The organism is Sulfuracidifex tepidarius, assembly GCF_008326425.1.
GTDB classification, from domain to species: domain Archaea; phylum Thermoproteota; class Thermoprotei_A; order Sulfolobales; family Sulfolobaceae; genus Sulfuracidifex; species Sulfuracidifex tepidarius.
Map to the genome: position 1 here is coordinate 1936630 of NZ_AP018929.1, position 14944 is coordinate 1951573.

14 protein-coding genes are annotated in these 14944 nt (G+C 45.1%); 7 read left to right on the forward strand and 7 right to left on the reverse strand.

The genetic code is table 11. From position 1 onward, the window contains the following. Positions 1–583 precede the first annotated feature (583 nt). Positions 584–760 (forward strand): hypothetical protein, encoded by a 177-nt coding sequence (locus IC007_RS13870; RefSeq protein ID WP_167747988.1) that lies wholly within the window; start codon positions 584–586, stop codon positions 758–760. Between the two features lie 68 nt (positions 761–828). Here IC007_RS13870 and IC007_RS10045 read toward each other — a convergent pair whose 3' ends face one another. Then, on the reverse strand, positions 829–2367 hold the full coding sequence (locus IC007_RS10045) for a thiamine pyrophosphate-binding protein (RefSeq protein WP_232048892.1): 1539 nt from the start codon (positions 2365–2367) through the stop codon (positions 829–831). 13 nt (positions 2368–2380) lie between these two features. Beyond that, entirely contained in the window at positions 2381–2635 is a 255-nt protein-coding gene (locus tag IC007_RS10050; protein ID WP_054846253.1) for a hypothetical protein, read from the reverse strand. Positions 2636–2786: 151 nt separating this feature from the next. Between IC007_RS10050 and IC007_RS10055 the strand changes: the two genes are divergently transcribed. Beyond that, positions 2787–3647, forward strand: a complete 861-nt coding sequence (locus tag IC007_RS10055) for an NAD(P)-dependent oxidoreductase (protein WP_149528705.1) — start codon at positions 2787–2789, stop codon at positions 3645–3647. 294 nt (positions 3648–3941) lie between these two features. Here IC007_RS10055 and IC007_RS10060 read toward each other — a convergent pair whose 3' ends face one another. The 5 genes from IC007_RS10060 to cbsA all read right to left on the reverse strand — a co-directional run bounded on the left by IC007_RS10060 (position 3942) and on the right by cbsA (position 9722). Next, positions 3942–4241 (reverse strand): antibiotic biosynthesis monooxygenase family protein, encoded by a 300-nt coding sequence (locus IC007_RS10060; RefSeq protein ID WP_054846343.1) that lies wholly within the window; start codon positions 4239–4241, stop codon positions 3942–3944. 41 nt (positions 4242–4282) lie between these two features. Continuing rightward, positions 4283–5950, reverse strand: coding sequence for a proton pump complex cytochrome B SoxC (soxC, locus tag IC007_RS10065; protein WP_054846373.1), 1668 nt, complete (start codon positions 5948–5950; stop codon positions 4283–4285). A gap of 45 nt (positions 5951–5995) precedes the next feature. After that, the gene (locus IC007_RS10070; RefSeq protein WP_149528706.1) at positions 5996–6964 is read right to left on the reverse strand and encodes a Rieske 2Fe-2S domain-containing protein; all 969 of its coding nucleotides are present in this window, start codon (positions 6962–6964) and stop codon (positions 5996–5998) included. A 375-nt stretch (positions 6965–7339) separates the two neighbouring features. Next, positions 7340–8278: a hypothetical protein gene (locus tag IC007_RS10075; RefSeq protein ID WP_149528707.1), complete on the reverse strand. Its 939-nt coding sequence runs from the start codon at positions 8276–8278 to the stop codon at positions 7340–7342. Positions 8279–8372: 94 nt separating this feature from the next. Further along, positions 8373–9722, reverse strand: coding sequence for a cytochrome b558/566 subunit A (gene cbsA, locus IC007_RS10080; protein WP_149528708.1), 1350 nt, complete (start codon positions 9720–9722; stop codon positions 8373–8375). A gap of 611 nt (positions 9723–10333) precedes the next feature. On the opposite strand from cbsA, the gene IC007_RS10085 reads away from it, so the two are divergent. From IC007_RS10085 to IC007_RS10105, 5 genes are all read left to right on the forward strand, one after another. Then, positions 10334–10822, forward strand: a complete 489-nt coding sequence (locus tag IC007_RS10085; protein ID WP_149528709.1) for a hypothetical protein — start codon at positions 10334–10336, stop codon at positions 10820–10822. An 82-nt stretch (positions 10823–10904) separates the two neighbouring features. Further along, positions 10905–12020 (forward strand): peptidase U32 family protein, encoded by a 1116-nt coding sequence (locus IC007_RS10090; protein WP_054846346.1) that lies wholly within the window; start codon positions 10905–10907, stop codon positions 12018–12020. Then, positions 11998–12645 carry an MBL fold metallo-hydrolase gene (locus IC007_RS10095; protein WP_054846374.1) on the forward strand — a complete coding sequence of 216 codons (648 nt, stop codon included), beginning with the start codon at positions 11998–12000 and terminating at the stop codon, positions 12643–12645. The genes IC007_RS10090 and IC007_RS10095 overlap by 23 nt, the downstream gene beginning before the upstream one ends. 4 nt (positions 12646–12649) lie before the next feature. Further along, complete coding sequence (locus IC007_RS10100; protein ID WP_149528710.1) at positions 12650–13690, forward strand: radical SAM/SPASM domain-containing protein; 1041 nt, start codon at positions 12650–12652, stop codon at positions 13688–13690. Next, positions 13665–14750 (forward strand): radical SAM protein, encoded by a 1086-nt coding sequence (locus tag IC007_RS10105; RefSeq protein ID WP_054846347.1) that lies wholly within the window; start codon positions 13665–13667, stop codon positions 14748–14750. The genes IC007_RS10100 and IC007_RS10105 overlap by 26 nt, the downstream gene beginning before the upstream one ends. The last annotated feature ends 194 nt before the right edge of the window (positions 14751–14944 follow it).

Consider the following 14944-nt stretch of genomic DNA (forward strand, 5'->3'; position numbering starts at 1 on the left):
TTCAGACGTTTGGTATGATTCGTGAACTTAACTTTTTTTCTCTATCTAGAGTATCAAGGATTTGACGTAAAGCTTCCCTTGTTTTTCATCATTCTATATCTAGGAAATATTAAAATATTTATAGAAAGGAGGATTTTGTAATGAAAAAGAGAAAATGCTAATTGTATACAGACTAGATATTTTACGTAATACCCCTCCTAACTTTATGTCAGAGATATAATCCGTCTGTCCTAAAAAGTCTTTTAACTATCATAAGAGTATCATGTAATTAGAGCTAAAATGGCAGGCAAGAAGGACAAGGCTCAGAAGAAAGACCAAGCAGCTCAAGGTCAGAAGAAACAGTAAGACGTGAAGTCTTACCAAGGGCTTAAAAGTTAAGGTTGTTTTTTGTTAGGGGTTTTCCCCCTTTTCTTTTTGTTTTCAATACTTTTAAAGTTGAAGTGAGGTTTGAGGGAAAGAAACGCATAGGGACGAAGACGTTTACAGAAAAAGGGGGTTAAGGGGGCGGAAAGCCTCGCCTCTCTGAGGCGGGAATGGATAGCCCCCTTTGTTTAAATACTTCTTTGTGAAATATCTTTCAGTGATGCTAATGACGCTCCTCCCCAGCTTGACCGAGGGCTTAGGACTGTGGGAGGAGCAATTAATATCTCTCCTTTCCTTTAAGGGACTAGAGCTTTGCGATGAAAGTCCCCTCTTTTCAAGTGGGGGGCTCTCTGGCTACCCCGACTGCCCACCAAATGAGAGATGTAATCCCGAATAGATGGTGGGAACGATGAGCCACTCTGGAAGGGAACCCTCGCCGTGGCGGGGAGGAAGTCAGACATACATTCATCTTCCCTCAGTGACGACTTGTACAACTGAGGTCCTTCCCATCAAGGTCTCTCTCTTTGCTTCGCGTAAAGCGTCTCCCACCTCACTTGGATCCTCAACTAGCCTGAAGAACCCGTTGAACGACCTTACGGTCTCCCCTATTCTGAAGCGTTTGTATCTAGTCCCTTGAATAGGAAGTCTATCCATGACTGCGTCCACGTTCTCTTCCACAGCAAGGTAACCCGCGTTGTCGAATATCACTACCGTGACATGGGCCCTTGACGCTAAGGCGTAAAAAGCCTCCGGGACGCCGAGGATGAATGCGCCGTCTCCGATAGCTACCACTGAGAACCCTCTTGACTCCATGGTACCTCCAACTGCTGCACCCAGAGTCCACCCTAAATGGTTAGACGACAAGTCGGAGAAGTAAGAGGAGAACTTCTCGGGCATGGCGAAGTTGGGGTCTAGTACGTACTCGTTGTATATAGTGTCTGGACTCAGCTTCCCTATCTCCCAGGACAAGTATCTTGGACTTATGGGAGACTTAGTGGAGAGCTTCTCTGCCTCCTCTCTCACCTCTTCTCTCCAGTTCCTCAGCTTTGTTTCTCTTCTCCTTTTTAACTGGAGGTTATCCAGGAAGTCGGAGACGTTACTCTGCACGCACAAGTCGCATGGGAAACCGTAAGTAGGAAGGTAAGAATAGAGCGGATCTACATCTACCTTGATCACTTTTCCTCTCACCTTGTCGGGAGGAGACCAGGGGACTTCGCTCTCTAGTACTAATACCAGGTCGTGCTTTTCTAGATCCGTCGAGCGGAGCGCCATAGGGCCTGAGGACGGATAGTTCAAGACCTCTCCTGCGAAATTGAGAACCGGTATACCTGACCTATCGGCGAAACCTCTTAGGGAATTGAACCACATCTCTTTCCTCCCTGCTCTCCACGTTACTATCACGGGGTTCTCGCTCTCCTCTATCATCTTCACTGCAGCCTCTAAATCGCTCCTTCTCACTCCGGGCTCGTGGAGGGACGGTTTGACTCCGAGGAACTTACCTTCCTTCAACGTGACTTCTCTAGAGAACGTCACGTAAACCGGACCCCTGGGCTCGCTCATCGCGACTGAATACGCTCTCACTATCGTTTGCTCTACCATGGAAGGGTCCTTTATCTCTATGTCTAGTTTCGTAATCTGTCTCACTATCTCACGTTGGTCTTTCACCTCTTGAGTCCAATGAGTCCTGAGGGTTTTCCCTGTCCCTCCTTCCGTGATAGGTGGTAGGCCGGAAAGTACAATGAGCGGTATCCTTGACGTGTACGCGTTCATGATAGCTCCGAGCGCGTTTCCGGTACCGGGCACGGTGTGGAGCAGGGCACACCCTATTCCCCCTTTCAGGGAAACTCCTATGGCTGCTGATACTGCTTCTAGTTCATGTCTGGTAAGGACTAGTTCAGGGAACTCTTCAGCTAGAAGGGTCACGTGGTCAGTCCCAGTTGTGGAGAAGACCCACTTTACTCCTAACTCCCTGAGAGTCCTTATCAACACTTGAGCTGAGTTCACACTTCCTTCTAAATCAAGAAGCATTAAACTTTGGCGGGAGAGTGGACAAAAGCGACGACATAGCCTTCTTTAATTCTTTCCACCTCAAGGTTGTGGACTCTATGACTCCTTTTTTGGACTTTACAGCGAATGGGAAGAGCTCAATGAAAATGAGGTAATCCCCGACGACTATGGGCTCTGTCTCTCCCTCCACAAAGTTCTCCTTGCTGGACATGCAAAAGTTCACCACGACGTCATCGGGTAAGAGCTTTAGGGTCATTTCGTCCATAGGAGAAATTAGCGTTTTTAGGTTAAAAATCAATTTTAAAATAATTAGAACATAACAGTAGTTTTATTAATACAAAATTTGTGTTTTTGTATGATGTCGATCCTCCCTTCAACCCCATTAAGATAAAAACGACATTAATCTCATCTTTCTTATGAAAGTGGTTGTTCTGGGTTTAGGTACGATGGGGTGGAGGATAGCAAAGAACTTCGCCAAGGAAGGCGTCCTTGTAGGAGTGTGGAACAGGACGGAGGAAAAGGCTAAACGCTTCTCTTCTGAGTTCGGAGTCCCACCCCTTTCTCTAAGCGAGTTAGAGGACGTTGAATATGTCCTGCTTTCCCTTTCAGACGATGAAGCGGTTTCATCAGTTATGAGAAAGTTTGAAGTCAGGGGGAAAGTAGTTGTTGATACGTCAACGATCTCTCCACGCACGTCGATCTCCCTTGCAGAGGAGGTGAAGAAACGTGGTGGAGTAATGTACGACGCGCCAATCACGGGGTCTACTGGAATAGAGCAGAGAAAGGCTACAGTCATGGTAGGGGGCCCTGAAGAGAGGAAGAACGACGTGATCTCCCTGCTCAGGATGACCGCTGACAAGGTGATATACGTCGGGAGGAACGGTATGGGATTATACCTTAAGCTGGTCAACAACCTAATAGCTGGGTCTTACATGTTAGCCCTAGCTGAGGGCTTCACACTAGCTGAGAGGGCAGGGCTTGACTTGGACGTAGTGACCAGTTTCTTGTCAGGGGGGTCGATCGTGAGCTCTCCCCTTTCGTCCATGAAGTCCCCAATGATGAGGGATGGGAAGTATGAGACTCAATTCAGGCTTTCCTTAATGGCGAAAGACCTAAGGATAATAGAGGAAGAGTGTAGAGCTCTCGGAGTCGCGAACTTCCTATCTTCACTGGCTTCCAAGATGTTTGACTCCGCCTCGAGGTCAGATTTAGGAGACAAAGACATGGCCTCCATCCAAGAGTTAGTTAGAAAGCTTTCAGGGGTTCGGACTTCATAGGATTTCATAATATTTCATATCAATCCTCAGCCCTTGGGCTTCACCAGAGTCACGGGGCAGTGCACCGCTCACCCTCTCCGCCTCTTTAGCGGCGTTTCTAAAGCCTGATGTAAGTGGAATTATGGACAGAGAACGGGAAAAATGTAGGTGATGGGTACGTTAGATGTTTTTCTTTAAAAAAGAAAAAAGAAAGAACTAATCTCTTTTTTGAGAGAAAAGGGGAAGAGGTCGAGAGAAAAGGACATGTATATCTTTCCACACAGAAAAAAAGTTCAATTCTCATGTTTACACGTTCTAAGCTTTAACCTCAGTTTCTTCCAGAGGTTGGAGTATCTTGTGTGAGGGAACTCCTTCTAAAATGGATTTCCCATAGTCAACGGTTTCTCTATATCCTTCACTCTTCATGAAGTCCCTGAATGCTTCCAGAGACTCCCACTCAGTGTAGATCATGTATTCTTGAGGGTTCATCACGTTCCTGTAAAGCTTTGCGGATGTCATTCCCTTCACATTTGTGGACACCACGTCCCAGAACTTCTCCTCAAACTCCCTTTCATGACCTTTCTTTACGGTGTAGTAAAAACCTATGTTTATCATTCATTTCACCATGTTTAACTCTCACTCAGGGGAAATACGTGTTACTCGTAGGACTCATTTGGTTTCTTGTAGGCTACGTAATGGTATAGTGATATGGATTCTCCGAGGAGAATGAAGAGTAATCCTAGATCTACTCCGAACATGTTAGATTCATATCCTGTAGGAGGTATTGTCCACATTGTTACGGCTATGATTGCGCTAAACACTAAGAGTATCCCTATTATCACGGTAGCCATGTTCTTCTTCTTTTCCAACTTCAGGTCTATCGTTTCCTCTGATGAGGCAGTTCCGCCTTGTGGGATCGCCTTTATCGCAACAGGAGATAGGGATTTAGCGTAGAAGGCGAAGATCGCAAGCAAAGGTAGGAAGAGCGAAGCGCTAACCGGTGAGGGGGATGAGACAAAAGCAACAGCTGATCCCATGGTCATCATGGCAATTACCATGAAGAGTAGGACAGCTATAGGGCTGCTCATCTGAGCTTTCTTGAATAGCGGTATCCTAACCGACTTCTTCTCTCCTTCTCTATAGGGTAAGAAGAACATTCCCGCTCCTACTATGATAGCCGGAGGTAGGTAAACCATTACTTGTTCTGTCACGCTGTCAGGTATTCCCGGTTGTATATCTCCCCATATTGTGGTTTGTACTAGGTAAGTCAGCATCAGTATTCCGAACCCCGTGAACACTCTTCTTTTTAGGGGATGTAGCTCGTTGTTCCTATCCAAAAAGGGTACTAGCAAGAGGTATACTAAGGGTATTATAACGCCTATGAGCAGGAACAGAACCACGTCTGTAGTGAAGTCTGCGATCTTGTAGACGAACAGGAAGAACCATGGAGGATAAGTCGTCACTTGGGCTGCCAGAGGGCTTGTAGGCGGTGGTGCAGGTTTGGGATCCAGGAACGGATCTAGTCCTTGCGGTAGTCCGTTCAGGTAAGCTAATGCGTTTGGTATCGCAATGATGAACCCCCATGTGAGGAATATTAACGATAACATGTAAACGAAGTTCCTTGGCCACCAAGCGTTGAACTTCTTCTGCTCTTCTGCGGTATACACTGCAGGTGCCTTTGGCTTTGCCTTCCTTGACGGCATCATTCCATATCTTTCAGCCATAAGCAAGTGGAAGACAAACAGTACTCCTATCAGCGCAACTAGAATTATGTGCCATGCTAACACCCTTCCGAAGTTTCCGCTATCGTAGTTACCAAACAAGATAGGCAACAGGAAAGACAACTGAGGAACAGACGAGATGATCCCTGCTCCGACGTCCACAGCGCTTGTAGCCAGCACGTCTCCTATTAAACTATAACCCAGGAAGGAGGCTCCGAGCGTGAGGACCAGCATGAGGACCCCAAGGATCCAAAGCAATTCCCTCGGTTTCTTGTAAGCTCCAGTGAAGTAATTCCTGAACATGTGAACGTAAGCTAGAATTATCATCGCGTAAGACCCGTACAAGTGGCTGTACAAGAATACTGAACCGTAAGGCACACTGTTGATTATAGTCTCAGTGGACTGGTATCCAGCGTCCGCGTTGTAATAGAGGAGGAGAATTAAACCCGATATTACAGTGTAAAAGAAAGCTCCAGCAACTAGAGCACCTAACCATTCGTCAACGTGGTACATGTAATCTGGAGTTCTGAAGAAAGGCAGGTCGTCTAGCCCCAGCCTATCTTTAAACCAGTTTGATACCCTTGAGGTTAAACTTTGTTTCATCAAATCATTTTCACCTCTCATGTGGAAAAGCGTTTCACGTTGAACTCATGACGAGAACGGGTTCTCAGAGTCAGACACTTCAGTCTTATCTCCTACGGAAGACCCGAAGCTACTTGATAAGTCTACCGTGGGATCCTTAGAGGGGACTCCGTTTGCACCTTCAGGGTATATGCCTACTCCTAATGAACCTAGGGCATATAGGTAGTCTGTGGAGCTATCCCATTCGAGGATCGTGGTCGGAAGAGGCCTCTGTGTAGGTCCGGTTAAAGGTTGGGCTCCGTGGTACGGGTCGTAAGTGGAACCGTGGCAGTCGCAGTGTATGATTGTGGGCGCATTAGCTGCCTTAGCATTCGCTATCGCTTGTGCCGTTAAAGTATCGGGTTCTGGTGCGTTAATTTGCGACGGAGTTACATATTTCGGAGGATAGAAATGAATGAAAGGTGGTTTGCATCCTAAGTGTTGACAGATAGCACTGTATGATACTATGGACTTGTTCGGTCCTACTCCACCAGGCCAGGTGTACTTATCACCAGTCTGAGGTACGGTTACAGTGTAAGAGGGTACTGAAACTGGCTTCCCCGAGCTATCTCCCAAGTTCAAAAGGAAGTTAGGCTCCCCTGAGAGGGGATAGTAGTAAATGGTTATGATAGGGCTATTCACGGGTAACGACGATGCCTTGATCGGATTCCCAGAGGAGTCTACCAGGAGGCTCTTCGGAAAAGCCGACACTGCTGACACATTAGGTGGAACGAGGACACGCAGTCCCGGGACTATCCCAGCTACCGTCGCCACACCGACACCTATTACCATGGCTTTGAGGAAGTTCCTTCTTCCCTCGTCTAAACCAGAGGTGTTCTTTTCGGCGAAGTTGAAAAGGTAACTATCTCCTTTCCTTATGAACTCTCTGGGGTCGAAGTTCTTAGTCCTAATCGCTATGGTGAGTTCCCTGACGAAACGAAGCTGATCCCATTCCATGACTTTCTTATCTCCCTTTTTCCAGTGGAAAGATAACATTCAAGGTCGTGTAATTTTCTCATACATTTCTATTAAGGTTGAGACGTTAGACTGATAGTAGTCTAGGCGACTCAAAATCAAGGATCCTTTATCAGGGAGATGTCTAAGGTAAACTAGAAAATAATAATAATATATAACACTTTTAATACTATCTATTACTAAAAGTATAATTCGTTGAAATCAAGGATTTGAAGTAAGCTTTTTTTCTTACTCTACACTGATGAGCGACTAGCAAGGAGTACGTAGCGGTCAAAACAAAAAAAAGAAGACCTGATTTAAGAACAGATCTGGATTAGGTGATAGAAAAAAGAAAGGAAAGAAAGCTTCATTTAAATTATATTGCATAAAAATACAAAAATCATTTTCATTAGTAAATTAATGTATACTGGACGAGTCATGGACTTCCATGGTCTTGCTTAAGGCTTCCCTTCCTTTCTCCCTCGCGGTATCCTTGTACGTTATCATGGAGAAGCCCATTGCTACCAAGAAAATGTATTCCATTAAATGGAACCCTGTAATACCCATGAAAACGTCGCTAATCACCATGAAATAGCCTAAGCCAGCCATTCCGTTCCTCCTTAATGCTGTCACGAGTGAAAGGTAGGTAGAGATGCTTAACAACAGGAGAAATAACCCTAAGTTATTTGGGTCATTGAAGGAAATCCCGTATATGGCAGAGAAAGTCATGTCCATTATCATGAACATGAATCTATTTGACTCGACCAGGAAATAAAGGGGTAAGAACAGGAAAAGGGATGGTATGGAAACTAAATACTTTATGACGTCTTTCTTACTTTGTTTCCCCCAGAACGTGAAGAACGCGAAAGTAACTACGCTCAACAAGAACATGTAAGTGTACCCGGGGTTGAACGTGAAATTCAATGAATCTATCGTCACTGCAGATATCATCGAGAAGGATATGAGAGCTAAAGTAGGAAGGAGGAATAGAGTGTCAAGACCTTTCCTCCTGAGGAAAGACTCCACTATCACAACAATTGAAACTGCTATACCGAGTATGGTGAACGGAAGGGAATGGTTGAACACGGGAGAGAGAACATCTACCACTGCGAGAGGAATTAAGGACTTTATCTTACCTGACATTGCTATTGCGATGAGGAATGAAGCCCCATACCCTAGGTATATACCAGCAGTACCTAGGTATTCCAAGGTTATTTTCCCCGGGATTGACAGAGGTAAGTAAGAGATTGGAAAGATGACTTGATAGAAGAATTGGAGAAAGAAAGCTACGAAAAGGAAAACTGTATACCACTTCAGATCCTTTTCTGAGATCAGTGACTTGATTTCCACTTTCACTTTCCTACACCTTTAGCGTAAAGGAAAGATATTCCTATTCCAATCCCCGAGACGATTACTCCGCTCAGTATGACCATTGTCAGGAACATTTCACTCACCTCCTATACATAACCCATATTATTCCCAGAGCTATCAAGGAGACTACTACACCCGCTATTGTCACGTCCATAACCAAGGGGTTTATGCTCACTATTGGAGGTGCGGGAGGGGACGATAGACCGCTTAGGGATAGTTGCAGGAAGGAAGAAGTTATGCTCTTGTCGAATAGAGTTTCGCCTTCCTTTCCTTGCCATGCGGCGAACGCTACGTAATAGGTCTTTCCAGTAGTTATGTTAGGCATGTACTGGGAGTAATTTGATGGTACAGCCAGAGGCCTAACGTATTCCACAGTCCAATACCCTCCAGAGTAAGTTGCTCCTGTCTTGATGAAGAATAGACTACCCTCTAGTCCAGAGCTCTTCACCGGAGCGTACCAAATTCCAGAACAGTCAACTTCGTACATGTTGGTATTGTTTGTGTATAGCGGAACTGCGAAGCCTTGTCCGTTATCTACATATGGGAGCCCGGTCAAGGTTTTGTTATCCCACAAGTTAGCCTTGAAAGCTGGGTCACTATCATTATTCCATGTAGCACCTGAGACCCACATCCATATGTTAGCTGACCCTCCTACTTGTTTCAATGAACCCCCAGCGTAAGTGAAGTTCTCCCCGTCAAATTGTTGACCTGGGAACTTACCACCTATGTGCATCCCGTCCATGGACGGAGTACCAGAGCCCATGTACCACATCATGGCAACTCTGTCCGGATAATACCAAGTGGAGTTAGTGTAATATCCATAAAACAGCCCGGAGTTGTATAGAATCCTCTCAACTGGTCTAAGGGAATGATAGAAGAGAATCGTCCCGTTGCTCAACACTTGGATTTGGCTACCATTAGGCATACCTACGGAAAGTCCGTCGTAAGAAAGGAATAGCCTTCCCGTCTCCTGTTTCCCGTTAACTATGGTATAGTACATGGTGTAATTGGACATTACATCATATTTGGCACCAGGGGTTATCTCGATGATCCTGAAGAGACCCGGTCCCGAAGCGGACGGATCTATACCCGCAGCGGCAGCTGACCAAGCTCCAAACGCAGGATTAGGGGCTTGCCACTTCACTAAAACCATGATATCGCTACCGTTCCATGCTGCTTTAACCATGATGTTGTGAGTTAGGCCTGAAGTAGGCGCATTGGGAATGTTTGCAGACAAGGATAAGTTAGTCCAAGGAATGTTCTTCCAGAACGACTCAGTCCCCGGTGCCTTGAGGTTAGCAGATCCTACCTCCTTGTACACGGTAATCTGAGAAGACGTCTGTGCCATAGGCACGTTCATGAAGCTCATAAGAAGAGAGATAAGGGAAACTAACAAGATAACAGAAAACACACCTTTGATTTTCCTCAACTCATGTCACATTGAAGATTTACGGTTCACAAGAATTAAGTGTGAAACGTTGGACTCATGGACATTCTTCCCCTTGCCATGACAAGGGAGAAAAGAACTTCATTTCGGACTGATTTTGTAATTTCCCATCCCCAGATACTATTAGAAAATATCGACTAAAGATAGGAATTAATATTATCAGACTTGTTATATCTACTTTTTTAAATATTGAGTAACTATTTTTATTTATTTTATTAATATAGTATATTGTGATTTTCATGATATTTCTATAGTTTTTATAACAGTTGTTCTGTTTCAACCTTTACTCTTAACTCAGATAAATACTTGATTTATATATATAATTTTATTAATGAATATTATTTCATTACTCTATTTTAAATAGAAAAAGGATAGGTTTAGCCTCTGATGAACACCTCACATAGACTCGTGGTTCTAACTGCAAAATTGAAGGTCAAGAGTTGTTTTCATGATAGTTTCTAAACTTAAATAATTTAAACAGAGTTAACTCTGGTCTATGATCTCTCTATATTATCTTTATGTTAAAAAATTTAAGGCAATAAACCCACTTTTAAGTTATGTGTATATTTTTCACAGACAAAATAGAAAGACCCTTGAACGCTGATAAAATAGTAATACTTAAGATGAAGGAGTTTTCTAAATTAGGACGTGAGAACGTAATTAAAGTCATAGCAAGGGAAAGACCTTCAGAGATGAGCAAGAGCTATTATTACTTTACTTTGAATAAGCTTAAGTCCCTTGGGCTAATGAGGGACAACAGCATCTCTTTCAAGGCTACCATACCGATCACTGGAGATTACTCACATCTGAAAGGTATTCTTTACGTTACTGAAAACAAGAATTTGATATACATAAACCTTGAAGTCGAGAACGGAACTCATTGTGTTAACTGTGCTCTTAAGGAGAGCTGTCTCTATGCTGTTAAGACAATAGCTAAGGAGACTGACATAAAGCTTAGGAGGGAGAACATAAGGCAAGCCTGGGAGGAACTCATAGAGGAAGCATGGAGAAGGGTGGTGGAGAACTCGGTTTCCATGAACGTTCCAGTTTCTCAAACTGATCTAGTTAAAGAGTCCAGTTAACGTCTCAGTGAAGAAAAATCATTATCTCTTTTAACACAGTTAAAAACACTATACTTTAATATTAGGTATGAGATAAAAGATTATGAGACTCGTTGTAGGTACGAACTTCGAAGATTCCTTAATAGAGAATATTGGAAAATTTCCGGTTAAGTACTTGTTTGGAAGCGAGACGAAAACGGTCACAGGTCACGGGAGAGCCTCTTTCGTTCTGCCCAACGTTGATAGGGAGAGATTAAAGGTACATGCGTCAATTGCCCATGAGAAAGGGATCAGGTTTCTGTACACTATGAATACCGCTACTCTTGGAGGGGAGGAGTACTCTGGAAAATTCATGAGTAAGGTTATGAAGGAAGTGGACTCCCTCTCTGAAATAGTGGACGGTTTCATCGTCGCTTTACCTATCCTGATTTCATATATAAGGAGGGAATTCCCTGATAAGGAGATTTCAGTTTCGTCTTACTCTAGGGTGTATAACGTAAGGGAAGCTGAAGAGTACTACATGATGGGTGTAGACACGGTGATAGCACATGAGGACGTGAACAGGAACTTCAGGACGTTGAAGGAGATGAGGAAATTCATTGATGTAGAAGTCATCACTAATAACTCCTGCCTTTGGGGATGTCCTTACAGGAGGACTCACGACGTGATATCTTCCATTACGTCGAGGGAAGATCAGGATAGAAAGGTCTGGTTCGAGTACCCTATACTCATGTGTGCTACCGACGTTAGGAACGACTTGAATAATTTGATTAGAATGAGGTGGATCAGACCGGAAGATCTCCACTTCTACGAGGAAATAGGGATCGATAGGTTCAAGATAGCGGGTAGGAACAAGAGCACGGAATGGATCACACGTGCGGTCAAGGCTTACTCCGAGAGGAAATATGAAGGAAACCTACTCGACATCGTGAGCTACCCCCAAGGGAGGGCAGTCCCAAAAGTGATGAGGAAGGTGGGAGGGCCTTCATATTACGACGTTTTGGAGAAAGTTAAGGTAGACAACAGTGAGTTTCCCGAAAGATGGTTAAACTTCTTCAAGTACAACGAATGTGAGAGCAAGAGGTGTGAAGACTGCAAGTACTGCGATATAATAGCAGAGAGGGTACTAAAGGTTGAGGGTGATAAGCCGAAGGATAAGGTTAAAGCACCATTGGAATTAATTCCGAGGTTTGAAAATGAGGAAAATACAAGTAATTAAACTCAAGGAGAGGGACTTCTTCGGAAGGGAACTAGCCCATAACGTAGTCCTAGTTATTGACGGGGACGGAGTAACTATGATTGATACCAGTCTGCCGGAGAACTTTGACTCCCTGGCGCATCAGCTCAAGGAATTGAACCTATCCTTAGAGGACGTGTCTAGGGTAGTCCTGAGCCATTCTCACCCGGACCATGTAGGGAACGCTGAGGCGATTAGGAGGATCTCCGGGGCTAGAGTTTACGCTCACAGAGAGGAAAATTTCACACAGTCTAATTTCAATTTAAGCTATGAAGAAGTGAACAGTGAGATTCCGGTCTCCCGTGAGGAGTTCGACCGCACATTGGAACGGATAAACCAAATCAAGATGGATTTACCTAGAATAGACGTGAAGCTTGAGGGAGGAGAAGATATCTCAGGTTTCCGAGTCCTGCACACCCCGGGCCACACCCCGGGCCATATAGCTCTATTCGACGGAGAGAACTTGGTGGCAGGTGACGCTATCAGGAATGAGAACGGATTAATGCCACCTTTGAGGTTCTTCAATTGGAACAACGAGATGGCCCTGAAGTCCTTCAATTTCCTCACCTCCCTTCCGTACAAGAGGGTGATCCCTTATCACGGGTGATACGATGCTTCCTTCAGTGGTGGTGTGGGAGAGCACCAAAGCATGTGATTTCAACTGTAGGCATTGTAGAGCCGTCAGCATAAAGGAAAGGCTTCCTGAAGAACTCACCGCAGAGGAGGTTGAGAGGAGGGTCATAGACCGCATCAAGGGCCTTTTCGTAATCAGTGGAGGCGACGCCATGAAAAGAGACGACATCTTGGACATAGCTAAGTACGCTTCTTCCAAGCTCGTTACTGCCCTTTCACCTAGCGGGTCCAGGATAACCAAGGACGTAGCACAGAAGATAAAGGACGCTGGGATCAGGGCTGTCTCGATCAGCGTAGACGGCCCTGAGCCTATCCACGACGACTTCAGGGGAGTCCCAGGGGCATACGAGATAGCGAGTGAGGCATCCAGGAACGTAAAGGACGTAGGACTTCACCTTCAGGTGAACAGCACGGTGAGCAGATTCAATATAGACCACTTGGACGAACTGAAAGACACGGTCATGTCCCTGAATCCGGACACGTGGGACGTGTTCGTTCTCATCCCTACGGGGAGGGCAACCAGGAACATGGAGATACTCCCGATACAGAACGAGATGCTCATGTTGAAGGTCAGGGAATGGAGGAGAAAAGGGATTAACGTTAAGATGACGTGTAACCCTTACTTCGTGAGGTTCAGCGCAGTAAGGGGAGACCCAGTGCCGAAATACGACCCAGAGAAGGGGAGAGGGTCGTCTGGAGGTGCAAGGGGATGCATGGCTTCAAACGGTTTCCTCTTCGTGGCTTATAACGGCGACGTTTATCCTTGCGGTTTCCTACCCATAAAGCTGGGGAACGTGAAGGAACGCCTCCTAGACGAAATATACAACTCTCCCCTCTCTAGGAGCATATCAGACCCTTCCGCCTTAAAGGGGAAGTGTGGAGTCTGTGAATACAAGCTAGTCTGCGGAGGGTGTAGGGGTAGGGTTTACTCCAAGACCCGTGACGTCCATGGTGAGGACGAGTTCTGTCTTTACCACCCGAGAGTGATGTACCATGATAAGCGTTTCCAGATTGCTTAACGGTAGACAGGAAGGAGGGGACTCGGTGAGGTTCTCTCCCGATACCTCTTATCCTAAGGTATTGGTATTCAACGTCACTAAGAACTGTAACTTGAGATGCGAACACTGTTATTCGTCTTCAGGAGGAGGTCACTTTCAAGACTTAAGCTTGGACAAATGGTTGAAGGGGATCAAGGAGGCATCAGACATGGGGGTCAAGCACATTCTGTTGTCAGGAGGAGAACCGTTAGCAAGGCCTGATTTACCCCTGATAGCGAAGGAGGCCCACGACAGGGGAATCTCGGTGGAGCTGTCAACAAACGGGACTATGTTGAAGGACAAGCTAGAGTCCATGAGGAGATACGTGAGTTACGTGGGGATAAGCGTAGACGGCCCTGAGCCTATCCACGATGACTTCAGGGGAGTCCCAGGAGCATATAAGAAAGCTCTAGACGGGATCAGGTATTCCAGAGACCTGGGTATCAAGACAGGGATAAGGTTCACGATAACGTCCAGGAATTACCAGTACATACCTCATATTTTCGACCTCATGAGGGAGGAGAAGCTTCAGCGTGTGTGCTTCTACCACCTAGGGTACGCGGGAAGGGCATCAAAAGGGATTGACGTGAGTAATGAGGTCAGGTACAAGGTCATTAGACAAGTGATAGAGCTCACCAAGGGGTTAGATTTCGAAGTGCTCACCGCTGACAACCCTGTGGACGGGATATTAATTTACCATGTAACTAAGAGCGACAGGGTTAAGGAACTCTTGATGAGGAATGGAGGTAACAAGTCAGGGGAGAGGATAGCCGACATATCTCCTGAAGGAGAGATCTACCCAGACCAGTTCACTAGGATTAGGATAGGAGATCTCGAAAACCTCAGAGCTACATGGGACAACCCGACGGAGTTGTTGACCAAGTTAAGATCCAGGAGAAAATACGTCAAGTGTTCATTATGTCCTTTCTTCGACATGTGCAACGGAGGTTTGAGAGGAAGGGCTTTCTCTCTAGGCGACTTGTGGGGGAGAGACCCTTCTTGCTATCTGGATCAGCTTCTGAAAGGAGAAAGCCTAGTTTAGCATAAACTGGAACATAATTGTCTTCTCTATAGAATTTAATTTGACTAAATCAATTAATTTAAGATTATTTTGCTAAAGATGATTTTGCAATATTAATGAACATTGTTATATATTTTAATTAGATAGTTCTCTAGGCTAGATTTGTAATCATTAAGTAAAGGAATAGGTATAGCCTGAATTCGCTTCTTTTTACG

Excerpts from the sequence above, each read along its gene's own strand:
- IC007_RS13870 (WP_167747988.1), top strand. The coding sequence starts at position 584 with ATGCTAATGACGCTCCTCCCCAGCTTGACCGAGGGCTTAGGACTGTGG.
- IC007_RS10050 (WP_054846253.1), bottom strand. The coding sequence starts at position 2,635 with ATGGACGAAATGACCCTAAAGCTCTTACCCGATGACGTCGTGGTGAAC.
- IC007_RS10055 (WP_149528705.1), top strand. The coding sequence starts at position 2,787 with ATGAAAGTGGTTGTTCTGGGTTTAGGTACGATGGGGTGGAGGATAGCA.
- IC007_RS10060 (WP_054846343.1), bottom strand. The coding sequence starts at position 4,241 with ATGATAAACATAGGTTTTTACTACACCGTAAAGAAAGGTCATGAAAGG.
- soxC (WP_054846373.1), bottom strand. The coding sequence starts at position 5,950 with ATGAAACAAAGTTTAACCTCAAGGGTATCAAACTGGTTTAAAGATAGG.
- IC007_RS10070 (WP_149528706.1), bottom strand. The coding sequence starts at position 6,964 with ATGTTATCTTTCCACTGGAAAAAGGGAGATAAGAAAGTCATGGAATGG.
- IC007_RS10090 (WP_054846346.1), top strand. The coding sequence starts at position 10,905 with ATGAGACTCGTTGTAGGTACGAACTTCGAAGATTCCTTAATAGAGAAT.
- IC007_RS10095 (WP_054846374.1), top strand. The coding sequence starts at position 11,998 with ATGAGGAAAATACAAGTAATTAAACTCAAGGAGAGGGACTTCTTCGGA.
- IC007_RS10100 (WP_149528710.1), top strand. The coding sequence starts at position 12,650 with ATGCTTCCTTCAGTGGTGGTGTGGGAGAGCACCAAAGCATGTGATTTC.
- IC007_RS10105 (WP_054846347.1), top strand. The coding sequence starts at position 13,665 with ATGATAAGCGTTTCCAGATTGCTTAACGGTAGACAGGAAGGAGGGGAC.